Genomic DNA, 21,653 nt, shown 5'->3' with positions numbered 1-21,653 from the left:
AAAACGGTACGAGCGCGTCACGTCCGCGCAGCACCCGCTTAACACGGCTCCGGCACATTGGTGGGTGTCGGCAGGGGAACCCGCCGGCACCCAGAACGGCGACACCGGACTACGGAGCGGCTCCCGGACCTCCACCGTCGCCCGGACGCGAACATCCGGCCCTGACCCGGACCGCGTCCCTCGCGGGGACCGCCGTCGTCCCGCCCCCCGGGCAACCGGGGGTGCGGCGGTCCCCGCGACATACTTCCGCAGACGTCGGCGCGGCCGGACTCCCCCGTGGGTCCGGCCGCGCGGTCGTGTTCCGGGCCCGTCGCACGGGCCCGGACAGGCCCGGACGGATCGGGGCCCGGAGTGAGCGGCGGCTCAGTCCTTCCAGTCGGACCGTGCCCGCTCCTCCCGGCGGCGGAACAGCCCCCCGCCCCGCGCCGCCTGGAACGCGTTGACGCCCACGATGCCCAGCCAGGCCACCACCAGCCCCTCGATCCCGGCGTTCACGACGCCGATCGCGGACAGCGGGACGGCCAGGATCAGCGAGACGATCCCCAGCGCGTACCGCTCGCCGAAGGTCTCCGGCCGCTCCGGACGCGCGCCTCGGGCATGGGTCATCTGCTGCTCGGCGAGCTGGCGGCGGACCCTGCGGTCGAGCGTGGTGTCGAGGCGCTGCTCGACCTTCTCCAGGAACGATTCGATGAGCACGGACTCGTACTCCGCGCCCAGCTCGCCGCGGGCCTGGAGGGTGGCGGCGAGCTCCTTCTTGAGCTCGTGGTCACGGGCTTCCATGCGGATGACGGTACGGAGTCCGGGCCCGCGTGACAGTAGGGCTAGCCCCCGAACCTCTTGGGGCTACCCCCCCGAGTCCTGCATATGGACATACAGCGACCTTCCTGGCTGAATAGAACGGTCGGCGCCGGTCGTGGCGCGACGGATCCAGCAAGGGGACAGCATGAGTGGGAGCAGCCCCGCCGCACGGTTGCAGCGGCTCTTCGAGGGCCACCGGCTCACACCCACCCAGCGGCGCATCGCGCACTGCATGGTCCGCCGGGCGGCCGACGCGCCGTTCCTCTCCAGCGTCGAGCTGGCCGAGCTGGCCGGGGTCAGCCAGCCCTCCGTCACCCGCTTCGCCGTGGCCCTCGGCTTCGACGGCTATCCGGCGCTGCGCAGGCACCTGCGCGAGGTCGCGCCCGCCGACGCGGAGCAGGAGGACGCGGGGGAGTCGTACAACGAGTACCAACAGGCCGTCCGCGCCGAGATCGAGAACCTCCAGCACCTCTGCGACGTGCTCGCCGACCCCGCGCCGGTGGAGCGGGCCGGGCGGCTGCTCGCCGGCTCCCGGCCGCTGCCGGTGCTGGGGCTGCGCGCCGCCTCCTCGCAGGCGCGCGGCTTCGGCTACTTCGCCGCCAAGGTGCACCCCGACGTCCGGGTGCTCGACGAGGGCGGCAGCATGCTGCCCGACCGGATCGACTCGGCCCGCCGGGCCGGGGCCACCGCCCTGATGTGCTTCGCGCTGCCACGCCACCCCAAGGAGACCGTGGACGCGCTCGCGTACGCCCAGGACCAGGGGCTGACCGTGGTGACGGTCGCCGACTCCGCCTTCGCGCCCGTCGCCAAGCACAGCGATCTGCTGCTCCCGGCGGCGATCGGCTCCGGGCTCTCCTTCGACACCGTCTGCGCGCCGATGCTGCTCGGCCGGGTGCTGCTGGAGGCGATGTGCGACGGACTGCCCGACGCCCAGGCGCGGTTGGAAGAGTTCGACGTACGGGCGGCGGCCCGGGGCCTGTTCGTGGAGTGAGGAGCCGCGCGCCCGCCCGTTTCGCGGTTTCTCAGGTATCGCTCATCTGCGGCCGTTAACCTCCGCGCCCAGAAGCACCGCGGCTTCGGCGGTGCGCGGCATCGCGGAGTGAGAGGGGTACGGACGTGGGGCGCGGAGGACAGTCGCTGGCGAGAGTGGCCGTGACCGTACGGGCCGGGGCGGCGCCGTTGTGGTGGGCGGGTCTGGTGGCCGCGGCGGCCGGGGCGTTCGTTCCGGGGCTGACCGGGCGCCGGATCGGGCTGCTGGCCGGGGCGGCGCTCTTCATCGTCACCGCGGCCGTCGTGGCCCTGGCGCGCGGCAAGCGCTACGCGGAGCTGGCCCGGAGCGCCTCCCGCGCCGGGCGGAACGATTTCCTCCAGGACCGGGCCGTGACCGTACGGGTGTGGCGGCGCGGGCGCAGGTGGTGGCTGCTGGGGGCGTTCGTCGTCGCGGTGGCGTCCTCGTTCGCGCTGCCGGGGGCCGGCGGGCTGCTGCTCGCCGGTGCGGGGGCCGGGCTCCGGGCCAAGGCCGTACGCATCGGACAGCGCGAGCGCCGCGAGGACGTCCTGTACTGGGTGCGCACCGACTGGAGCGGGCACGGAAGCCCGGTCGGCAAGCGGGTGAAGGCGCATCGGACGACGGGTCCGGAGGCGGGGGACGCCGCGCCGGGCGGGGCGCGGCGTCGCCGCCGGTGAGGGACCGGGGAGGTGTCAGACCTCCAGGTCCGCCTCGATCTTCTTCAGCTGGTGGCGGGCCATCGCCAGGTTCGCCCGGCTCGCGTCCAGCACCAGGTAGAGGAACAGACCGTTGCTGCCACGGGTCTTGAGCAGCCGGATCAGGTGGTACTGGGTGCCGAGCGTGATCAGGATGTCCTCGATCTCGTCCTTGATGCCCAGGTGCTCCATGGTGCGGAGCTTGGCGCGGACCACATCGGTGTTGCCCGCGGCGGCGACCTCCAGGTTGAAGTCCTTGCCGCCGCCGAGCGTGCCCAGGGCCATCCCGCTCGTGTAGTCGACGAGGGCGACACCCGTGGTGCCCTCGATCGAGCTCATCGCTTCCTTCAGTGACGCTTCGGTGTTCGCCATGGAGGCTCGTTTCCTTTCCCTGGCCGGTCGCGGTGACCGGGTCCGTTTCTGTGCCGGTTTCTGTGCGGGCTGTGGCGCGGGCTTCTGCGTGATGGCTGAGTCCCGGTGGTTGTGGCGGTACGGGTGGGGGGAATCGGGCGGCGGCTGCGCGGGAGGCGCACTACGTGGGGCGTTGCGGCAGGGCGCGGCCGGGCGCGGTGGCGGGGCGCGGGGGTGCGGCGCGGGCGGTGGTGGCGGGGCGCTCGGTGCGTTCCAGCGCGGCGTCGACGAGTTCGCCGATCCGGGCGCCCGCGCGGCGGCCCTCCAGATGGAGCCGGCCGACGTTGATGCGGTCCTCGGCCAGCAGGGTCAGGACAGCGGAGGAGCCCGCGGCGTAGGTGGCGATGTAGCCGTCGCCGCCGCGGACGAGCAGTTCGCGGAAGCCGCCCCGGCCGGTGGCGTCGGTCATCCGGATGGAGACGCCGAGGGCGGCGGCGGTGAGGGCGGCGACGCCCTCCGCCTCGACGCCCGGGGTGTCGTGGGCCAGGACCAGCCCGTCGGTGGAGGCGGCCAGCGCCCCGGAGAGCAGCGGGACCCGGGCCCGTAACCGCTGGAGCTCGTCGAGGACTTCACGCACTTCGGCCTCGGGCACCATCAGCTGTCTCCTCCCGGCACGCTGTCTGAGCGCGCGTATCACAGGGCCTCCAATGCGTCTCGGAGCCGGCGCAGCAGGGCGATATCGGGGTCGGCCGTCACCTCGGGGAGCGTGATCCGGCCCGGACCGGAAGCGGCCGGCAGGGGTTGGGCGCGGACCGCCTCCACCAGGCCGGCCGCCGCCAGTCGTCGCAGGTCGACCAGGATGTGGAACGCCGAACGGCCCAGCGCCTGCGCGATGTCCGAGGCCGTACGGACCCCGTCGGCCAGCTCCAGGATCCGGCGCTGCCGGGCCGGGACCGGGGCGTCGGACGGGTGCGCCGCACTCCGCAGCAGCGGGGCGCCGTCGCAGGCCGCATCGGGCCAGATCCGGTCCAGGAACTCCCGTCTGCGCAGCGTCTCGCGCTCCACGGCGGCCACTGGGACGGGCCGCACCGGACCGATCCAGTGCGCCACCCCGTAACGGAAGCGGGCGGGCGTCCCGGTCGGGGCGAGCGCGAAGAACGCGGCGTCGTACAGCGCGCCCAGATGGCACAACTCCAGTGCCCCGCCCGGCACATGGCCGCTGTCGACGAGATAGCGGCCGACCCGGCGGCCCGCCCCCGCCTGCGCCACGGCGTCCCACCAGCCCTCGTGCCGCAGGGTTCCGCCGGTGGTGAGCAGGACGTCGATGCCGGGGGTGGCGGGGCTCTCGGCGTGGACCACCTGGCCGTCGGCGAGGTAGAGCGTGCCGCGGTCGCGCATCAGGGCGCCGGTGGCCCGCTCGGCGGCGAGCCGACGCAGCATCGGGGAGAGCACCGGGAGCCGGTCGGTGGCGGGGGCGTCGGGGTCGGCGGCTATCGCATTCATGCCAGCACCAGACGCTCGGCCAGCTCGCCGAGCCGCATCCGGGCGAGCGCGAGATTGCCCTCGGAGCGGTCCAGCCACAGATGGAGGAAGACGCTGCTGTCGAAAGCCGTCTCGACGAACCGGAGCATGTGGTAACCGTCGTGGGTGGTGACGATGACGTCCTCGACGGGGGTGTTCGGCGCGTCCGCCGGCCGCCCGCCCTCCGCTTCCGCGGCGAGGTGGGCGAAGGCGGGCTGTTCGGCGGTCATACGGGCGACCTCCGCCGTCTCGGCGGCGGTCGCCTCGTGGTCGCCGTTGGGGGACTCCCCGATGGTGCCGAGGGCGAGACCGCTCGTCCAGTCGACCACCGAGGCGCCCCGAGCGCCGGGCAGCCTCATGACTTCGAGCAGGCACTCGTCGATTCCGGGCACGCGGATCTCCCCTCCCGACGTGGCGTACGGCTGTAACGCAGAGGCTACGCAACGTGCTCACGGCAGGTGGAAGTTCTGGCATTTTCCTTTGGTACATGCGTCCGGCGGTGTAAAGGGTCGGCCGGAATGCGGTGGTGGGAGCGGCAGGTGACGGCCCGTCAGGCGTTCGGGGCGGCCGACTTCTCGCGGGCCGTCATCACCGCCTTGTTGAGCGCCCACAGTCCGATGCCGATCAGCAGCAGGATCCCGGCGCGTACGTACACGTCGGAGCCCCGGTCGGCGAGCGGGCTCGCCAGGATCAGCGAGGTGATCGCGCCGAGCACCGGAAGCGCCGTGGGCGTACGGAAGTGGCGGTGGTCCACCCGGTCCTTCCGCAGTACCAGCACGGCGACGTTGACCACGGCGAAGACGCAGAGCAGCAGGAACGAGGTGGTGTCGCCGAGCCCCTCGATCTCGCCGGTGGAGACCAGGCCGATCGCCAGGACGGAGACGAAGACGATGCCGACCCAGGGGGTGCGCCGGCCCGCCAGCACCTTGCCCATCGCGGGCGGCAGGATGCGTTCGTTGGCCATGCCGTAGCAGAGCCGCGAGGCCATCATGATGTTGATCAGCGCCGAGTTGGTGACGGCGAACAGGGCGATCAGCGCGAAGAGTTTCGGCGGGAAATCGACGCCTCCGGCCTTCACCACCTCCAGCAGCGGACCGCTGGAGCCCGCCAGGGTGCGGGAGTCGACCAGGAGCGAGGAGACCAGGGCGACCAGGACGTAGATGGTTCCGGTGATGCCCACCCCGATGAAGATCGCACGGGGGAAGGAGCGGGCGGGGTTCTTGGTCTCCTCGGCCATGTTGACCGAGTCCTCGAAACCGACGAAGGCGAAGAAGCCCAGCGCGGTGGCGCCGAGCACCCCGGTGATCAGGGCGTACCCGGTACCGCCGGTCTCGATCTGGGTCAGCCGGGAGGGCTCGCCCTCGCCGCCGAGCACGGCGTACGCGCCGATCGCGAGGATCACCGCGAGGCCGCTGACCTCGACCAGGGTCAGGACCACGTTCGCCTTCACCGACTCGGCGACCCCGCGCAGGTTGATCGCGGCGAGGGCGAGGACGAACAGGATCGCGATCAGGGTCGGCGGCACCGCGTCGGTGAACTCGCCCAGATAGTCGCCGCTGAACGCCCGCGCCGCCGCGCTCGCCGAGGAGAGGCCCGAGCACATCACCATGAAGGCGACGACGAAGGTCAGGAAGGGGACCTTGAACGCCTTCTGGGTGTAGAGCGCCGCCCCGGCCGCCTTCGGGTACTTGCCCACGAGTTCCACGTACGAGGCCGCCGTCAGCAGCGCGACGACGAAGCCGATCGCGAACGGCAGCCAGAGAGCGCCGCCGACCTTGCCCGCCACGTCCCCGGTGGTGGCGTAGATGCCGGTGCCCAGGATGTCGCCGATGACGAAGAGGATCAGCAGTTTGGGGCCGAGCGCGCGCTTGAGCGGCGGCGATCCTCCGGGTTTCCCCTGGTCCTCGCGTCCTTCGTGGCCGCCGTGACTGTTGCGGCCTCCGTGGCCGCTGCGGCCTCCGTGGCCCTCGGTCTCCGCTGGCTCGGGTGTTTCGGAAGTGCTCATCGATGCCTCCGGTCGGGCCTCCGGTTCGGCCTCCTGGTCGGTAGGGAGAACCTGTTCCCGGCCGCGGCGCGGACCGCACCTGTTGACTACGACTATTCAGAGCAGCAGGATGTGAATAGATTTTCACCGTCGCGAGGAGGCACCGCCATGTCAGGACCCCGCCCCGTTCGGGCACCGCGCGGCAGCGCACTGACCGCCCTGGGATGGCAGCAGGAAGCCGCCCTGCGGATGCTGCAGAACAACCTCGACCCCGAGGTCGCCGAGCACCCCGACAAGCTCGTCGTCTACGGCGGCACCGGCAAGGCTGCCCGCGACTGGCGTTCCTTCGACGCGATGGTCCGCACCCTGGAGACGCTCAAGCAGGACGAGACGATGCTCGTCCAGTCCGGGCGGCCGGTCGGCGTCATGCAGACCCACGAGTGGGCGCCGCGCGTGCTCATCGCCAACTCCAACCTGGTCGGCGACTGGGCCAACTGGGAGGAGTTCCGCCGCCTGGAGGCGCTCGGACTCACCATGTACGGCCAGATGACCGCCGGGTCCTGGATCTACATCGGCACCCAGGGCATCCTCCAGGGCACCTACGAGACCTTCGCCGCCGTCGCCGCGAAGAAGTTCGGCGGAACCCTGGCCGGGACGATCACCCTGACCGCCGGGCTCGGCGGCATGGGCGGCGCCCAGCCGCTCGCCGTCACCATGAACGACGGCGTCGCCATCTGCATCGACTGCGACCCGCGCGCCATCGAGCGCCGCATCGAGCACCGCTTCCTGGACGTGAAGGCCGACAACCTGGAGCACGCCCTCCAGCTCGCCGTCGAGGCCCGCGACGCCCGCCGCCCGCTCTCCATCGGCCTCCTCGGCAACGCGGCCGAGCTGCTGCCCCGGATGCTCGCCGAGAGCGCGCCGATCGACATCGTCACCGACCAGACCAGCGCCCACGACCCCCTGGCCTACCTGCCGCTCGGCGTCGACTTCGACGACATGGCGGACCTCGCCGCCGAGAAGCCCGCCGACTTCACCCAGCGCGCCCGCGAGTCGATGGCCCGCCACGTCGAGGCCATGGTCGGCTTCATGGACGCCGGCGCCGAGGTCTTCGACTACGGCAACTCCATCCGCGGCGAGGCCCAGCTCGCCGGCTACGACCGCGCCTTCGACTTCCCCGGCTTCGTCCCCGCCTACATCCGCCCCCTCTTCTGCGAGGGCAAGGGCCCCTTCCGCTGGGCCGCGCTCTCCGGCGAGGCGTCCGACATCCACAAGACCGACAAGGCGATGCTGGAGCTCTTCCCGGAGAACGAGTCGCTGCACCGCTGGATCAAGATGGCCGGCGAACGCGTCCACTTCCAGGGCCTGCCCGCCCGCATCTGCTGGCTCGGCTACGGCGAGCGCGACAAGGCCGGCGAGCGCTTCAACGACATGGTCGCCAGCGGTGAACTCGCCGCCCCACTGGCCATCGGCCGCGACCACCTGGACTGCGGCTCCGTCGCCTCCCCGTACCGCGAGACCGAGGCCATGCTCGACGGCTCCGACGCCATCGCCGACTGGCCGCTGCTCAACGCCATGGTCAACGTCGCCTCCGGCGCCTCCTGGGTCTCCCTCCACCACGGCGGCGGCGTCGGCATGGGCCGCTCGATCCACGCCGGCCAGGTCTCCGTCGCGGACGGCACGAAGCTCGCGGGCGAGAAGATCCGCCGCGTGCTGACGAACGACCCCGGCATGGGCGTCATCCGCCACGTGGACGCCGGCTACGACATCGCCGAGACCGTCGCCGCCGACCAGGGCGTACGCGTCCCCATGACGGAGGGCAACTGATGCCGTCCGGCCTGTCCGGGGGCGAGCCCGCCACCTCTTCCGGCGCCCGGGAGCAGTGGCGCGCGGGTGACTCCTTCCTCTCGATGTGGCGGGAGCTGGCTCCCGTCGGACGGCACGCCGACAGCGGCGGCTACCGGCGTTACGCCTGGTCGGAAGCGGACCTCGACTGCCGGGCCTGGTTCCGCGCGCAGGCCGAGGCGCGCGGTCTCACCCAGGAGACCGACCGCAACGGCAACCAGTGGGCCTGGCTCGGCGACCCCCTGGCCGGCGACGCCGTCGTCACCGGCTCGCACCTGGACTCCGTACCGGACGGCGGCGCCTTCGACGGCCCGCTCGGCGTGGTCTCCTCCTTCGCCGCGCTCGACGAACTCCACCGCAGGGGAGTGGAGTTCACCCGCCCGCTGGCCATCACCAACTTCGGTGACGAGGAGGGCGCCCGCTTCGGCCTGGCCTGCGTCGGGTCCCGGCTCGCCGCCGGACAGCTCGCCGTCGCCGACGCCCACCGGCTGCGCGACGGCGACGGCATCACGCTGCCCGCCGCCATGGAGAAGGCCGGATACGACCCCGGGGCCATCGGCCCCGACCCGGAACGGCTCGCCCGGATCGGCGCGTTCGTCGAACTCCACGTCGAGCAGGGCCGCGCCCTCGACCTGACCGGCGACCCCGTCGGCATCGCCTCCGCCATCTGGCCGCACGGCCGCTGGCGGTTCGACTTCCGGGGCGAGGCCAACCACGCGGGCACCACCCGCCTCGCCGACCGCCGCGACCCGATGCTCACGTACGCCGAGACCGTCCTCGCCGCCCGCCGCGAGGCCGAACTGACCGGCGCGCTCGCCACCTTCGGCAAGATCGCGGTCGAGCCCAACGGCGTCAACGCCATCCCCTCCCTCGTGCGCGGCTGGCTCGACTCCCGCGCCGCCGACCAGGACACCCTGGACGCGGTCGTCACCGGTATCGAGCGCGCCGCCCGCGAGTACGCCGAGAAGGCCGGGATCGACCTCGACGTCATGCGCGAATCGTTCACGCCCGTCGTGGAGTTCGAGCACGCCCTGCGCGACGAGCTCGGCAGGATCCTCGCGAGGACCGGCGACACGGGGCGGCCCGTGCCCGTCCTCGGCACCGGCGCGGGCCACGATGCGGGTATTTTGTCCGCCTCGGCGCCCACCGCCATGCTCTTCGTACGGAACCCCACCGGCATCTCGCACTCACCCGCCGAGCACGCCGCCGAGGACGACTGCACGGCCGGGGTGGAGGCACTCGCCGACGTACTGGAAGGTCTCGCGTGCAGCTGACACACCGGACGACGGGCGCACCCGTCACCGCGACCTACTGGATGGACCACGCCTGGCTCGGCACCCACGTCGAGCCGGGCGTCACCCTGGACGTCGCGGGCGGCCGCATCGCCGGGATCAGGACCGGCGTCGAGGCACCGCCGCACGGCGCGACCGTGCTGCGCGGCCTGACCCTCCCCGGCCTCGCCAACACCCACTCCCACGCCTTCCACCGGGCCCTGCGCGCCACCGTCCAGGTCGGCTCGGGCACCTTCTGGACCTGGCGCGAGCTGATGTACCGCACGGCCTCCCGGCTCACCCCGGACACCTACTTCGACCTGGCCCGCGCCACATACGCCGAGATGGCCCTGGCCGGCATCACCTCCGTCGGCGAATTCCACTATCTGCACCACGCCCCCGGCGGCACCCCCTACGCCAACCCGAACGCCATGGGCGCGGCGCTGATCGCGGCCGCCGCCGAGGCGGGCATCCGGATCACCCTGCTGGACACCGCCTATCTCGCCGCCGGATTCGGCGAGAAGCCCAACCGGCACCAGCTGCGCTTCTCCGACACCACCGCCGAGGCCTGGGCGGAGCGCGCCTCCCTCCTCAAGGGCGACGACCACACCCTGATCGGCGCGGCCGTCCACTCCGTCCGCGCGGTCCCGGCGGACCAACTGGCCACCGTCGCCCGGTGGGCCGAGGAGCGGGACGCGCCCCTGCACGTCCACCTCTCCGAGCAGACGGCGGAGAACGACGCCTGCCAGGCCGCCCACGGCCGCACCCCCACCCGGCTGCTGGCCGACCACGGGGTCCTCGGCCCGCGCACCACCGGCATCCACAACACGCATCTGACCGAGGCGGACATCGAACTGCTCGGCTCCTCGGCCACCGGCACCTGCATGTGCCCCACCACCGAACGCGACCTGGCCGACGGCATCGGTCCCGCAGCCGCCCTCCAGAAGGCGGGCTCGCCGCTCTCGCTGGGCAGCGACAGCCACGCGGTGATCGACCTCTTCGAAGAGGCGCGCGCGATGGAGCTCAACGAGCGGCTGCGCACCCACATCCGGGGCCACTGGACCGCCGCCGCGCTGCTCCGGGCCGCCTCCGCCGACGGGCACGCCGCACTCGGCCGCCCCGACGCGGGCGTGCTGGAGCCGGGCGCCCCCGCCGATCTGACCACCGTCGCCCTGGACTCCGTCAGGACGGCCGGACCGGTGCCCCGACTGGCAGCGGAGACCGCCGTATTCGCCGCCTCCGCCGCTGATGTGCGGCACACGGTCGTGGCAGGCCGGCACATCGTGCGGGACGGCCGTCACACCCGGATCGATGACGTGCCCCGAGCACTGGCCGAGGCCGTGGCCGCCCTGCACCACTGACCCCGGAGCCGCGCGCGGCACCCGCCCCGCCCGACCGCGCAAGCCCCCCGCACCGCCCGGACCTCCCGGAACGCAAGGAGAACACTCTCCAGATGACGACCACCGCCGTCACCCACATCGCCAGCCTGGTCACCAATGACCCCTCCCTCGGCAACGGGACCCCCCTGGGCCTGATCCAGGACGCGGCCGTCGTCATCGACGGCGACCGCATCGTCTGGACCGGTGAATCCAGCAAAGCACCCGCCACTGACAACGTCCTCGACGCGGCGGGCCGCGCGGTGATCCCGGGCTTCGTCGACTCCCACTCCCACCTGGTCTTCGCGGGCGACCGCACCCAGGAGTTCAACGCCCGAATGTCCGGGCAGCCCTACCGCGCGGGCGGCATCCGCACCACCGTCGCCGCCACCCGGGCCGCCTCCGACGAGGAGCTCTCCGCCAACGTCGCCCGCTACCTCGCCGAGGCCCTGAGCCAGGGCACCACCACCTTCGAGACCAAGTCCGGCTACGGCCTCACCGTCGAGGACGAGGCCCGCGCTCTGCGCGTCGCGGGCCGCCACACCGACGAGGTCACCTACCTCGGCGCCCACATCGTGTCCCCCGACTACGCCGACGACCCCGCCGGATACGTGGACCTGGTCACCGGCCCGATGCTGGAGGCCTGCGCCCCGCACGCCCGCTGGATCGACGTGTTCTGTGAGCAGGGCGCCTTCGACGGCGACCAGGCCCGCGCCATCCTCACGGCGGGCCGCGCCAAGGGGCTGCACCCGCGTATCCACGCCAACCAGCTGAGCTACGGCCCCGGCGTCCAGCTCGCCGTCGAGCTCGACGCCGCGTCGGCCGACCACTGCACCCACCTCACCGACGCGGACGTCGACGCCCTCGGCCAGGGCAACACGGTGGCGACCCTGCTCCCGGGCGCCGAGTTCTCCACCCGCGCCACCTGGCCCGACGCCCGCCGCCTCCTCGACGCCGGGGCCACCGTCGCGCTCTCCACGGACTGCAACCCCGGCTCGTCGTTCACCTCGTCGGTGCCGTTCTGCATCGCGCTGGCCGTGCGCGACATGGGGATGACCCCGGACGAGGCGATCTGGTCGGCCACCGCCGGCGGGGCCGCCGCCCTGCGCCGTACCGACATCGGCCGGATCACCCCCGGCGCCCGCGCCGACCTGGTCCTCCTCGACGCCCCGAGCCATGTCCACCTCGCCTACCGCCCGGGCGTCCCGCTGGTCAGCGCGGTCTGGCGGAGCGGCCGGCGGGTGGTGTGACCCCGGCGGCCCCTGGGCGCGCCCGGACACGCGCGCCGAGGGCCGCCCACACGCGGAAGGACCCGCTCCCGGTATCCGGGGCGGGTCCTTCCGCGGTGCTCGACGGCCCGTGGAGCCCCGTGGCGGGGCGGCGGGGCGGCCGGGGTCATTCCTCCAGGGTCAGACCCTTACGGAGCTTGGTCAGCGTCCGGGAGAGCAGCCGGGACACGTGCATCTGCGAGATGTTCAGCTCCTCGCCGATCTCCGACTGCGTCATGTTGCTGACGAAGCGGAGCGAGAGGATCATCCGGTCCCGGGCGGGCAGCGCGGCGATCAGCGGCTTCAGCGACTCGACGTACTCGATGCCTTCGAGGCCGTGGTCCTCGTAGCCGATGCGGTCCGCGAGGGCGCCCTCGTTGTCGTCCTCCTCGGGCTTGGCGTCCAGCGAGCTCGCGGTGTACGCGTTGCTCGCGGACATGCCCTCGACGACCTCCTCCGGCGTGATGCCGAGGCGCTCGGACAGCTCCGCCACGGTGGGCGCGCGGTCCAGCTGCTGGGAGAGCTCGTCGCCCGCCTTCGCCAGGTCGAGCCGCAGCTCCTGGAGCCGGCGCGGCACGCGCACGGACCAGCTGGTGTCACGGAAGAAGCGCTTGATCTCACCGACGATCGTCGGCATCGCGAAGGTGGGGAACTCCACCCCGCGGCTCAGCTCGAACCGGTCGATCGCCTTGATCAGGCCGATGGTGCCGACCTGGACGATGTCCTCCATCGGCTCGCTGCGGGAGCGGAACCGGGAGGCGGCGAACTTGACGAGTGCGAGGTTCAGCTCGACGAGAGTGTTGCGTACGTAGCTGTACTCGTGGGTGCCCTCTTCGAGGGACTCCAGCCGCTCGAAGAGCGTCTTCGACAGGGCCCTGGCGTCCAGAGCGCCCACTTCGGCGTAGGGCGGGATCTCGGGGAGTCCTTCGAGTCCCTCGCCGGCCGCGCCGGAGAAGTCTGAGGTGGTGCCGGTGGAGCTGGTGGTGCTGGTGCGCGGGCCGGGAACGGCGCTCGCGGCGGGGGAGTCGGAATTGGTCGGTCCCTGAGGACATGCCGACGACGCGTTGTGGGTACGCGCTTCGTCGAGCCGGGGTGACATGGTTCTCCTCCATCGTTCTCGGCATATGGCTGCCGATGCCCATACGTGTTCCTGCGGTGAAGCGGCGCCTCCAAAGCCGGTCGTGTTTCGGGTGTCCCTCTACCCATACCCGGTCCTGGCCAGCAGTGACAAGCGCCAATTACTGCTATATGTCCGGTTTGTTGAGTTCTTCGACTACCGCGTGGCGAACGGAACGCGTACTGTTTTACGCACGTCGGCGGCAGCTACGCATACAGCCGCACAGGCAGTGACGCGCACAGTGACGAACGGCGAAGAGGGACAGGCATGGACCGCGGGACGGTCGGCAGTGCGAACCGGGGTCGGCTTCAGGTCGAGGCCCGGACCGAGGGGCGCAGCGAGGTCGTGACGCCGGTGGGTGAGCTCGATCACCACACCGCCGATCTGCTGCGTGAGCCCCTGGAGAGTGCGGTCGAGCAGGGGCGGTCACGCCTGGTGGTCGACTGCTCCCGGCTGGACTTCTGCGATTCCACCGGGCTGAACGTGCTGCTCGGCGCCCGCCTCAAGGCGGAGGCGGCCGGAGGAGGGGTTCATCTGGCCGGAATGCTGCCCGTCGTGGCGAGGGTGTTCGAGATCACCGGCGCGGAGGCGGTCTTCACTGTCCACGCCACGCTCGAAGAGGCCCTGGCCACCTGACCCGGCACGAGCGCGCGACCGCGGACGTCCCCGATGTCGGCTGTGTCACGCGATCGTGTGCCTCAAGTGGGTGTTGTTGCGAAACGGCAGGGCAGGAGACACCCCGGCGGAGCCCCGCGAGGGCTCCGGCACACTCGGTAACTGATCACTATCTGTTCAACGGCGACATGGCGACATGGCGAATCGGTGAGGTGAAGCGCTGATGAGCACCACCCGGCAGCATCCGCCGGGCGACCTCGGTCGCGAGCCGGACGAAGCGGGCGCAGCCTCGCCCGTCCCGGCCGAGCGGCAGTGGCGCACGCTCTCACTCCGGCAGGTCAGCGGCATCGTGCCGACGGCCCGTGACTTCGCCCGGCAGGCCCTGCACGACTGGGGCTGGCTTCCGGCGTCCAGCGCGGACCGCCGGGCCGCCGCCGAGGACGTCCTGCTGGTCGTCTCCGAGCTGGTGACCAACGCCTGCCTGCACGCGGAAGGCCCCGAGGAGCTCCGGATCGGCCGCACCCCCAAGGCGCTGCGCGTCGAGGTCGTCGACCGGGGGGCCGGACAGCCCGCACCCCGTACGCCGCACCGCGCCGGCCGGCCCGGCGGGCACGGCATGTTCATCGTGCAGCGCCTCTGCCTCGACTGGGGCGTCCAGCGCACACCGGACGCCCCGGGCAAGACCGTCTGGGCGGAGCTCGCCGCACCCGCCTAGAGGGTGCGGGCGGCCTTCGCCCGATCCAGCATGCGGAGGGCGTCGGCAGCGGCCGGAGACAGTGCCGTGCCGTCCTCCAGGCCCTTCAGGTCCTCCAGAGGGACCCATACCGCCGCTTCGGTGGAGCCGTCGATCTCCGTGACCGTCGGCTCCCCGTCTCCTCCAGGAGCTCACGAGCCAGCGCCTCGACAGGCTGCTCGCCCGGGTCGACCCCTCCGCCGGGCAGATGCCACAGGCCCGGCCCGAAAGAGCGCGCCCGGATCGGCGCGCACTTTGTCTTCCCTCCATCAGGCCCCGGGCGTACCTTGAGCGCCAAATCTGATGTGCCGTCAGTCATGCGCGCCCGTACGGATCGTGGCGCGCGGCGGCGTCCGGCATGAGGGGAACACGAGGTGTCGAACCAGAAGCGGACAACTCTCGCGCTGGCGGCCGCGCTGGCGGGCTCGATCGTGGTGGCGGGCGCGCCCGCCGCGTACGCCGAGGTCGTGGACGTCAACTACCAGTGCGTGACGCCCATCGGGCCCAAGGGGGCGGTCTCGCCCATCGATATCAAGGGCGTCAAGAGAGGCGACGGCTACAAGCTCACGATGTCCTTCCAGAAGGGCGTCTCCTCCAGCCCGGTCGAACTGGGCAAAGGCGCCATGAACCCGAGCGCCGTGATCGAGCTGGGCGGCGCGGAGAAGGGGAAGGTCCAGGTCTCCGGTCCGGCGAACGCCGAGGCGATTCCGGCCAACACCCCCATCAAGATCAGTGATCTGTCGGGGACGTACACCCCGAAGAAGAGCGGCAAGGTCACCTTCACCGCCGGGGTCCTCACCATCAAGGCGCTCGGTACGACCACCACCTGTACGCCCAAGAACAGTCCGGGCCCCTCCCTCGAACTCGACGTCCAGGGGGCGGGCGGGTCGTCGGGCGGCGGCTCCACGGGCGGCTCCACCGGCGGTTCCACGGGCGGCTCGACCGGCGGCAGTTCGGGAGGCTCCTCGGGCGGCGGCGAACTGCCCCGCACCGGTCCGCTGGACTCGGCGGCGGCGCTCGGCACGCTCGGCGGGACCGTGCTGCTGACCGGGGCGGCCGGAGTGCTCTGGCTGACCCGGCGAGGACAGCGCACCACAGGCTGATCACGGCCCGCACGGAGCGCACGGCCCGCACGGCCGGTACGCAAGCGCACGGCCCGCACGGCCGGTACGCAAGCGCACGGCCCGCACGGAGCGCTTACGCGTACGGCAGCGCCATCGCCGCCGGAAGGCAGAGGAGCCGCCCATGTCGCCACCCACCCCGCGCCTCCGCCGCGCGCTGCTCGTCCTCACGGCGGTGCTCGCCGCGCTGCTGTGCGCGCTCACGTCGCCCCCGGCCGCCGCCGCTGACGCCGCCGACGACGACGGTCCGGCGGACTGGACGGCCCGGCCCGCGGGCGGCACCGACCGGGACGCCAGACCGTACGTCTATCTGGAGGGCACCCCCGGCACGGTCCTCCAGGACCGGCTCGCGGTGACCAACTCCGGCCGCGCCCCGCTGACCGTACGGCTACGGGGCGACGGCCGGGCCGGGGCCTGGATCCGGTTCGCCGTGGACACGGTCACCGTGCCGGCCCGGACCCGCGCCGAGGTGCCGCTCGCCCTCACGGTGCCGCCCGACGCGGTGCCCGGCGACGCTTCCGGGGAGGTCGTGGCGGTCGACGGGGGCGAGGAGAGCCGCGTACCGGTCCGGGTCCGGATCGGCGGTCCGACGCTGGCGGCGCTCACCGTCGAGGACGTCGAGATATCCGGCGGGACTGTTCGGTACGCCCTGGTCAACCGGGGCAACGCGATGCTGACGCCCCGGCTGGCGGTGCGCGCCGAAGGGGTGTTCGGCACGCTGCTGGACCGCCCGGAACGGCCCCTTCCGCTGGAGCTGGCCCCCGGCCGGCGGGTGGAGCTGACCGAGCCCTGGCCCGACGCCCCGGCCCTGGACGCGGTCACCGTACGGCTGCGGGTCACCGCGTCGGGGGGCGCCCGGGACGAGGCGGAGGCCTCGGCGACGTACATCCCGGTGCTGCCGGCCGTCGGCGGTGGGCTGCTGGTCCTCGGCGTCCTGGCCGTGCTCGGCTCCGGCGCGTACCGACGACGGCGACGTGTCCGGCGAGGCGGCCCGGAGCCGTCGGAGCCCCTGGACACTCCGGACACGGAAGCCGCAGGCGACCGGCAACCGACCACGGACACCGACACGAGGCCCTTGGTGAAGGCGGGAGCGGAAAAGTGACGCAGCAGCCCGGCCCCCGACTCCTCCGGCGCACCGCGTCGCCTGTCCTCCTGCTCCTGGCCGCCCTCCTGGCGCTCCTGCCCGCCCTGGTCGTCCTACCGGCGCAGGCCGCCCGGGCGGCCGAGGGCGACCCCACCGTCAGCCTGTCCAAGAAGGAGGCGGGCAAGGGCGGCGAGATCACCGTCAGCGGCAGCGGCTGGCGCGCCGAGGCGTTGCTGATGCTGCTGATCTGCGGGCAGTCGACGCCGGAGCGCGGCGTGATCGGTGGCACCAACTCCTGCGCCAACGCCGACGGCCGCGCCGTCACGACCGACAAGAAGGGCGCCTTCAGCAAGAAGCTGCCGGTCACCGAACCGCCGAAGCCGTGCCCCTGCGTGGTGCACGTCGCCACGGTGACGGGCGAACAGGCGCTGGCCGACGCGGTGTTCACCGTGGCGGGCCATCCCACGGCGGACCTGCCGCGGCAGACCGGCGACGGGAAGCTCGCGGTGCTGGCCACCACACGGCTGGAGGGCGACAGCTCCCTGCTCACCTGGTTCGGCGCCCCGCCCGCGCGCCGACTCGTCTTCACCGTAGGCAATCTCGGGTCCGCCCCCGTCGAGGACCCCGTCTTCGAGATCGGCACCGCGCACGGCGTCTACGCCCCGCAGTGGGAGGAACGCCAGTGGCGCGGCACGGTCGCCCCGGGCGGCAAGGCGCAGATCAAGCTGCCGGTCGAACTGTCGGCGGGTGCGCACGGCGACTACCAGGTCTCCCTGCGGTACGGGACGAAGGTGCTGGCCGAGCAGCCGTGGGGGGTCGGCCGGCCCTGGGGCGTCACGCTCTTCTGGGTCCTGCTCTGCCTGGTCGTCCCGGCGGCCGTCTTCCGTATCGGCATGGCGGTCGTGGACAAGGTCCGGCCCCGCCCCGCCGGCGCGCACCGTACGCGGAGGCCGACCGCGGCCCCCGCCGCCCCCGCCGCCGCCATGAACACCACCGCGACCACGGCCGTGCTGCCGTGGTTCACCCCGGATTCCGCACCGTCGAAGAACCGACCCCGACCCACGACGAAGGGACAAGCGTGAGAACGCAACGGAGGATGAGCGCGGCCGGAGTCGCGCTGATGCTCGGCGGCGCGGGCATCCTGATGGCCGCGAGTCCGGCCCAGGCCGCCGAGGTCAGTTACGCGACGGAATGTATTCCGCCGCCGATCTCGGGACTGCCCGCGGTGCAGGGCACCACGAAGGTGGAGCTGACCGCCCCGGCCGAGGCGAAGGTGGGCGACGAGATCGAGGTCGTCTGGAAGACGGTCGAGGCCGCGTCCAAGAACCCGGACGTGCTGGACCTGGGGGCGGACACGGTCAAGCCGACCGGGACCATCACCCTGGGCGGTGCGGCGAGCGGCGAACTGAAGCTGGAGGGCCCGCGGCAGAACCCGCCCATCCCCAAGAACAGCCCCATGGTGCTGCCCGACATGAAGGGCACGCTGAAGCTGGAGGCCGCCGGGGAGATCACGCTGACGCCGGGCGCGTACGACATCAACGTGTCCAAGCCGATCTCCACGGACACCAAGTGCGCGCCGAAGGAAGAGGTTCAGCCCGGTGCCACGATCAAGGTCACCGAGGGCGGCGGCGACACCACCGGAGGCACGACCTCAGGAGGCACGGACAGCGGCGGCACGGACAGCGGTGGCACGACCGGAGGCGATGACACCGGCGGCACCACGACGGGCGGCGGCACGGACACCGGCGGTACGACGGCGGGCGGCGCCGACGGAGGCACGGACGCGGGCGGCACCACCTCCGGCGGCGGCGACTCCGGCGGGAGCACCGGCGGCGGGGGTGGCGAGACCGACTTCCCCGGCAAGGAGGTGTCCGTCGCCTACGCGTGCAAGACCCCGATCGGGGACAAGAACGCCACCTCGCCGGTCAAGATCAACGCCAAGAAGAACGGCGGCGCGTACGACCTGACGGTGCAGTTCAGCAAGTCCGTCATGGACAGCCCGATCGACATCCCGGCGGGCCAGGTCAAGCCGTCCATGGACGTCAAGCTCGGCGGGGCGGACAAGGGCACGGTCAAGGTAGAGGGGCCGCTGAACAAGGACGTCATCAAGACCGGGGCCCCGATCGAGATTCCTGACCTCACCGGTACGTACAAGCCCGGCGCGAGCGGAAAGTCCACGCTCAGCCCCGGCGTCCTCACGGTGATGGCCGCCGGTACGACCACCACCTGCACCCCGCCCGACGACGTGGCGGTCTCCCTGGAGCTGGACACCTCCGCCCAGCCGGGCGGCGCGTCCGGCGGCAGCGGCGGCGCGGCGGACTCCGGCGGAACCGCGGCGTCCGGCGGCACGGACTCCGGCGGCGGCCTGGCCGCCACCGGGGCCGAGGGCGACGGCGCGCTGCGGGCACTCGGCCTGGTCGCCGGCACGGCGATCCTGCTGGGCGGCGCGGTGTTCACGTTCACCCCGTGGCGGAGGCTGCGCGGCACGCGCTGAGCCGGACCACGAACAGGGGCGTCGCCGGGCGGAGGAAACTCGCCCGGCGGCGCCCCCGCATGCTTCGGAACCGTGCTCCGGACCCGTACCGCGCGCTCATGCTCTGAACTTGCTCAAATCACCTGCTCCACCTTGATCGCACAAGATCGAAAAGGCTAGGTTCCTTACGCATCTCTTCGCAGGAGCGAAGGGAATCGTCTGGGTGCGGCGCTCTCCGGCAGGCTTGACCACCTGCTCGCGCGGCACCGGTTGAGAAAAGGAACATCATGAAGCTGACCTGGGGGAAGAAGGCTGCGACGGGCGTGCTCGCCGGCCTGCTGATGACGTCCGGACTGACGCTGGCGACCGCCGCGCCCGCCGCGGCGGCCGGAGCGAAGTACACCTGCAAGGCCACGCCCAGCCTCTCGCTGGGACGCCCGGTGTCGACTTCCTCCTGCAAGAAGTCCGCCAAGGGGAAGGCCGTCAAGAAGCACCGCGCCGTGCTCGTCTGCGACGTCGTGCGCGGCCGGGGCGCCGAGCACACCATTCCGTGGACGCTGTTCGGCGACTGGAAGAAGCCCGGCGAGAAGTCCTCGGTGAAGTGCGGGTTCAGCAGCTTCCTGCGCAGCGTCAAGGTCGAGACCAAGAAGTAGTCGAGACCGACAGGCAGCGGCCGACGACGAACGGCAGCGGGTCCGCACGAACTTCTCGTGCGGACCCGCTGCCGTATGTTCCTCGGCGGAGAGCCGCTACTTCACATTGCCCATCAGGGCGCGGATCTTGCGACCCGCCACCATGAAGGCGACACCCGCGGCGACCGCCACGACCGCCTGCAACGTGTAGTACGCGGCGTCGCCCAGCGGAGCGTTGAGCTTCGTGGTCCAGCCGTTCAGGGCGTTGCCCGTCGACGTGGCCAGGAACCACAGACCCATGATCTGGCCGACGAACATCTTCGGCGCCAGCTTCGTGGAGAGCGACAGGCCGACCGGGGAGAGGCACATCTCACCCATGGTCTGCGCCAGGTAGACGGCGAGCAGCCAGAACACGGTGACCTTGCCGGTCTCGCTGTTCGCCGCGGCCGCGCCCGCCAGGCCCATGATGCCGAAGGAGCCACCGATGAGGAGCATCGCCAGCGCGAACTTCATCGGGGTGCTGGGCTCACGGTTGCGTGTGGCCAGCTTGACCCAGAGCGTGGCGAAGATCGGAGCCAGGATGATGACCATGGCCGGGTTGACCGACTGCAGCCAGGAGGCCGGGAACTCCCAGCCGCCGATGAAGCGGTCCGTCTTGTTGTCCGCGAAGATCGTCAGCAGCGAACCGGACTGGTCGTAGATCATCCAGAAGAGCACGGCGGTGATGAAGAACCACACGTACGCCTTGATCTTCGGCCGGTCCTCCTTGGTCAGCGCCGGGTCCCGGAAGATCGTGATGAAGTAGACGATCGGCACGACGACGCCCAGCACGGCCAGGACGTTGACGATGTGCTCGATGTCGTACGTGCCCAGCGCCAGGTCGATCAGCAGCGCGGCGACCGCGATACCGGCCCACAGGCCCACCTTGCGCAGCGTGCTGCGGCGCTCCTCGGGGGAGATGGGCTTGGCGGGCAGCTTGCCGACGTCGCCGAGGTGCTTGGAGCCCAGTGCGTACTGGATGACCGCGAAGGTCATACCGACACCGGCGACACCGAAGCCGAGGTGCCAGTTGACGTTCTCGCCGAGGTAGCCGACCAGCAGCGGGGCGGCGAGGCCACCGATGTTGATCGCCATGTAGAAGAGCGTGAAGCCGGCGTCGCGGCGGGCGCTGGACTGGCCCTCGTAGAGGCCGCCCACCATCGCCGAGATGTTCGGCTTCAGCAGACCCGTACCGGCCGCGATCAGCGCGAGGCCGACGAAGAACGCGATATCGCTCGGCAGCGCCAGGGTGAAGTGGCCCAGCGCGATGATGATGCCGCCGACCAGAACGGCCTTGCGGGCGCCCCAGAGGCGGTCGGCGACCCAGCCGCCGGGCATCGCCGCCATGTAGACGACGGCGTTGTAGACACCGTAGATGGAGGCGGCGAGCGCCTCCCGGCCCTCAAGGGGGCCGTCGAGCACAGCGGCCACCAAGTACAGGGTGAGGATGGCGCGCATCCCGTACCAGGAGAAGCGTTCCCACATCTCCGTCATGAACAGGGTGGCCATACCGCGGGGGTGGCCGAAGAAGGTCTTCTCGCCGGAACTGGGCGAATCCTTCGTCAGGCTGGACGCCATGGTCGATCCTTGCTGGTCGGGACGCGTCGCCTCGTGAGCGGTACGCGCCCGGTGGGGGGCAGCCGGCACCGGCGCGGCGTACCCCATCCCCACGCCTGAGGGGGACGTGCTCCGCGCGGCCGGGCTCCTGGCGGAGATTCGGC

At 72.1% G+C, this 21,653-nt stretch carries 22 protein-coding genes; 13 read left to right on the top strand and 9 right to left on the bottom strand.

The genetic code is table 11. The features are described from left to right. Nucleotides 1-363 precede the first annotated feature (363 nt). On the bottom strand, nt 364-780 hold the full coding sequence (locus tag G3I54_RS01540; RefSeq protein ID WP_164610269.1) for a hypothetical protein: 417 nt from the start codon (nt 778-780) through the stop codon (nt 364-366). A gap of 163 nt (nt 781-943) precedes the next feature. Between G3I54_RS01540 and G3I54_RS01535 the strand changes: the two genes are divergently transcribed. Continuing rightward, nucleotides 944-1,789: a MurR/RpiR family transcriptional regulator gene (locus tag G3I54_RS01535; RefSeq protein WP_164610268.1), complete on the top strand. Its 846-nt coding sequence runs from the start codon at nt 944-946 to the stop codon at nt 1,787-1,789. A 155-nt stretch (nt 1,790-1,944) separates the two neighbouring features. Next, on the top strand, nt 1,945-2,484 hold the full coding sequence (locus G3I54_RS01530) for a hypothetical protein (protein ID WP_164610288.1): 540 nt from the start codon (nt 1,945-1,947) through the stop codon (nt 2,482-2,484). 15 nt (nt 2,485-2,499) lie between these two features. Here the strand turns inward: G3I54_RS01530 and G3I54_RS01525 are convergent, their stop codons facing one another. The 5 genes from G3I54_RS01525 to G3I54_RS01505 all read right to left on the bottom strand — a co-directional run bounded on the left by G3I54_RS01525 (nt 2,500) and on the right by G3I54_RS01505 (nt 6,379). Further along, nucleotides 2,500-2,874 (bottom strand): hypothetical protein, encoded by a 375-nt coding sequence (locus tag G3I54_RS01525; protein WP_164610266.1) that lies wholly within the window; start codon nt 2,872-2,874, stop codon nt 2,500-2,502. A 160-nt stretch (nt 2,875-3,034) separates the two neighbouring features. Next, nucleotides 3,035-3,508 (bottom strand): roadblock/LC7 domain-containing protein, encoded by a 474-nt coding sequence (locus tag G3I54_RS01520; RefSeq protein WP_164610264.1) that lies wholly within the window; start codon nt 3,506-3,508, stop codon nt 3,035-3,037. Between the two features lie 38 nt (nt 3,509-3,546). Beyond that, nucleotides 3,547-4,356 (bottom strand): helix-turn-helix domain-containing protein, encoded by an 810-nt coding sequence (locus G3I54_RS01515; protein WP_164610262.1) that lies wholly within the window; start codon nt 4,354-4,356, stop codon nt 3,547-3,549. After that, nucleotides 4,353-4,766 carry a hypothetical protein gene (locus G3I54_RS01510; protein ID WP_164610261.1) on the bottom strand — a complete coding sequence of 138 codons (414 nt, stop codon included), beginning with the start codon at nt 4,764-4,766 and terminating at the stop codon, nt 4,353-4,355. Before G3I54_RS01510 ends, G3I54_RS01515 begins: the two co-directional genes overlap by 4 nt. 158 nt (nt 4,767-4,924) lie before the next feature. After that, on the bottom strand, nt 4,925-6,379 hold the full coding sequence (locus G3I54_RS01505) for an APC family permease (RefSeq protein WP_164610259.1): 1,455 nt from the start codon (nt 6,377-6,379) through the stop codon (nt 4,925-4,927). A gap of 147 nt (nt 6,380-6,526) precedes the next feature. Here G3I54_RS01505 and hutU point away from each other — a divergent pair, with 147 nt between their 5' ends. From hutU to hutI, 4 genes are all read left to right on the top strand, one after another. Then, nucleotides 6,527-8,185: a urocanate hydratase gene (gene hutU / locus G3I54_RS01500; RefSeq protein WP_164610257.1), complete on the top strand. Its 1,659-nt coding sequence runs from the start codon at nt 6,527-6,529 to the stop codon at nt 8,183-8,185. Continuing rightward, nucleotides 8,185-9,477, top strand: a complete 1,293-nt coding sequence (locus tag G3I54_RS01495; RefSeq protein WP_203685390.1) for an allantoate amidohydrolase — start codon at nt 8,185-8,187, stop codon at nt 9,475-9,477. The genes hutU and G3I54_RS01495 overlap by 1 nt, the downstream gene beginning before the upstream one ends. Next, nucleotides 9,468-10,835 (top strand): formimidoylglutamate deiminase, encoded by a 1,368-nt coding sequence (locus tag G3I54_RS01490; RefSeq protein WP_164610255.1) that lies wholly within the window; start codon nt 9,468-9,470, stop codon nt 10,833-10,835. The genes G3I54_RS01495 and G3I54_RS01490 overlap by 10 nt, the downstream gene beginning before the upstream one ends. Nucleotides 10,836-10,927: 92 nt before the next feature. Further along, the gene (gene hutI, locus G3I54_RS01485) at nt 10,928-12,100 is read left to right on the top strand and encodes an imidazolonepropionase (RefSeq protein WP_164610253.1); all 1,173 of its coding nucleotides are present in this window, start codon (nt 10,928-10,930) and stop codon (nt 12,098-12,100) included. A 145-nt stretch (nt 12,101-12,245) separates the two neighbouring features. Here the strand turns inward: hutI and G3I54_RS01480 are convergent, their stop codons facing one another. Next, complete coding sequence (locus G3I54_RS01480; protein ID WP_164610251.1) at nt 12,246-13,217, bottom strand: RNA polymerase sigma factor SigF; 972 nt, start codon at nt 13,215-13,217, stop codon at nt 12,246-12,248. Between the two features lie 285 nt (nt 13,218-13,502). On the opposite strand from G3I54_RS01480, the gene G3I54_RS01475 reads away from it, so the two are divergent. Next, a complete protein-coding gene (locus G3I54_RS01475; RefSeq protein WP_030589247.1) occupies nt 13,503-13,871 on the top strand; it encodes an STAS domain-containing protein in 369 nt (122 codons plus the stop codon). Nucleotides 13,872-14,073: 202 nt separating this feature from the next. Then, nucleotides 14,074-14,565, top strand: coding sequence for an ATP-binding protein (locus G3I54_RS01470; RefSeq protein ID WP_164610249.1), 492 nt, complete (start codon nt 14,074-14,076; stop codon nt 14,563-14,565). A gap of 85 nt (nt 14,566-14,650) precedes the next feature. Here the strand turns inward: G3I54_RS01470 and G3I54_RS39955 are convergent, their stop codons facing one another. Further along, complete coding sequence (locus G3I54_RS39955; RefSeq protein ID WP_164610247.1) at nt 14,651-14,902, bottom strand: NUDIX domain-containing protein; 252 nt, start codon at nt 14,900-14,902, stop codon at nt 14,651-14,653. Nucleotides 14,903-14,957: 55 nt separating this feature from the next. Here G3I54_RS39955 and G3I54_RS01460 point away from each other — a divergent pair, with 55 nt between their 5' ends. The 5 genes from G3I54_RS01460 (at nt 14,958) to G3I54_RS01440 (ending at nt 19,914) form a co-directional block, all read left to right on the top strand. Next, the gene (locus tag G3I54_RS01460; RefSeq protein WP_164610245.1) at nt 14,958-15,686 is read left to right on the top strand and encodes a peptidase; all 729 of its coding nucleotides are present in this window, start codon (nt 14,958-14,960) and stop codon (nt 15,684-15,686) included. Nucleotides 15,687-15,828: 142 nt separating this feature from the next. After that, nucleotides 15,829-16,806: a hypothetical protein gene (locus G3I54_RS01455; protein ID WP_164610243.1), complete on the top strand. Its 978-nt coding sequence runs from the start codon at nt 15,829-15,831 to the stop codon at nt 16,804-16,806. Then, nucleotides 16,803-17,870 carry a hypothetical protein gene (locus G3I54_RS01450; RefSeq protein ID WP_164610241.1) on the top strand — a complete coding sequence of 356 codons (1,068 nt, stop codon included), beginning with the start codon at nt 16,803-16,805 and terminating at the stop codon, nt 17,868-17,870. Before G3I54_RS01455 ends, G3I54_RS01450 begins: the two co-directional genes overlap by 4 nt. A 14-nt stretch (nt 17,871-17,884) precedes the next feature. Further along, nucleotides 17,885-19,282, top strand: coding sequence for a hypothetical protein (locus G3I54_RS01445; protein ID WP_164610239.1), 1,398 nt, complete (start codon nt 17,885-17,887; stop codon nt 19,280-19,282). 266 nt (nt 19,283-19,548) lie between these two features. Then, nucleotides 19,549-19,914, top strand: coding sequence for a hypothetical protein (locus tag G3I54_RS01440; protein ID WP_164610237.1), 366 nt, complete (start codon nt 19,549-19,551; stop codon nt 19,912-19,914). 96 nt (nt 19,915-20,010) lie between these two features. On the opposite strand, the gene G3I54_RS01435 is transcribed toward G3I54_RS01440, so the two are convergent. Beyond that, complete coding sequence (locus tag G3I54_RS01435) at nt 20,011-21,510, bottom strand: peptide MFS transporter (RefSeq protein WP_164610234.1); 1,500 nt, start codon at nt 21,508-21,510, stop codon at nt 20,011-20,013. Nucleotides 21,511-21,653 lie beyond the last annotated feature (143 nt).

The sequence above is a fragment of the Streptomyces sp. SID14515 genome (assembly GCF_010548505.1).
In the GTDB taxonomy this organism is placed as follows: domain Bacteria; phylum Actinomycetota; class Actinomycetes; order Streptomycetales; family Streptomycetaceae; genus Streptomyces; species Streptomyces caviscabies.
This window is presented reverse-complemented; position numbering and strand designations above follow the sequence as displayed.

What these genes read in the sequence shown, in the direction of transcription:
- G3I54_RS01540 (WP_164610269.1), bottom strand. Translation starts at nt 780, where the DNA reads ATGGAAGCCCGTGACCACGAGCTCAAGAAGGAGCTCGCCGCCACCCTC.
- G3I54_RS01535 (WP_164610268.1), top strand. Translation starts at nt 944, where the DNA reads ATGAGTGGGAGCAGCCCCGCCGCACGGTTGCAGCGGCTCTTCGAGGGC.
- G3I54_RS01525 (WP_164610266.1), bottom strand. Translation starts at nt 2,874, where the DNA reads ATGGCGAACACCGAAGCGTCACTGAAGGAAGCGATGAGCTCGATCGAG.
- G3I54_RS01520 (WP_164610264.1), bottom strand. Translation starts at nt 3,508, where the DNA reads ATGGTGCCCGAGGCCGAAGTGCGTGAAGTCCTCGACGAGCTCCAGCGG.
- G3I54_RS01515 (WP_164610262.1), bottom strand. Translation starts at nt 4,356, where the DNA reads ATGAATGCGATAGCCGCCGACCCCGACGCCCCCGCCACCGACCGGCTC.
- G3I54_RS01505 (WP_164610259.1), bottom strand. Translation starts at nt 6,379, where the DNA reads ATGAGCACTTCCGAAACACCCGAGCCAGCGGAGACCGAGGGCCACGGA.
- hutU (WP_164610257.1), top strand. Translation starts at nt 6,527, where the DNA reads ATGTCAGGACCCCGCCCCGTTCGGGCACCGCGCGGCAGCGCACTGACC.
- G3I54_RS01495 (WP_203685390.1), top strand. Translation starts at nt 8,185, where the DNA reads ATGCCGTCCGGCCTGTCCGGGGGCGAGCCCGCCACCTCTTCCGGCGCC.
- hutI (WP_164610253.1), top strand. Translation starts at nt 10,928, where the DNA reads ATGACGACCACCGCCGTCACCCACATCGCCAGCCTGGTCACCAATGAC.
- G3I54_RS01480 (WP_164610251.1), bottom strand. Translation starts at nt 13,217, where the DNA reads ATGTCACCCCGGCTCGACGAAGCGCGTACCCACAACGCGTCGTCGGCA.
- G3I54_RS01475 (WP_030589247.1), top strand. Translation starts at nt 13,503, where the DNA reads ATGGACCGCGGGACGGTCGGCAGTGCGAACCGGGGTCGGCTTCAGGTC.
- G3I54_RS01470 (WP_164610249.1), top strand. Translation starts at nt 14,074, where the DNA reads ATGAGCACCACCCGGCAGCATCCGCCGGGCGACCTCGGTCGCGAGCCG.
- G3I54_RS39955 (WP_164610247.1), bottom strand. Translation starts at nt 14,902, where the DNA reads ATGACTGACGGCACATCAGATTTGGCGCTCAAGGTACGCCCGGGGCCT.
- G3I54_RS01455 (WP_164610243.1), top strand. Translation starts at nt 15,829, where the DNA reads ATGTCGCCACCCACCCCGCGCCTCCGCCGCGCGCTGCTCGTCCTCACG.
- G3I54_RS01445 (WP_164610239.1), top strand. Translation starts at nt 17,885, where the DNA reads ATGAGCGCGGCCGGAGTCGCGCTGATGCTCGGCGGCGCGGGCATCCTG.
- G3I54_RS01440 (WP_164610237.1), top strand. Translation starts at nt 19,549, where the DNA reads ATGAAGCTGACCTGGGGGAAGAAGGCTGCGACGGGCGTGCTCGCCGGC.
- G3I54_RS01435 (WP_164610234.1), bottom strand. Translation starts at nt 21,510, where the DNA reads ATGGCGTCCAGCCTGACGAAGGATTCGCCCAGTTCCGGCGAGAAGACC.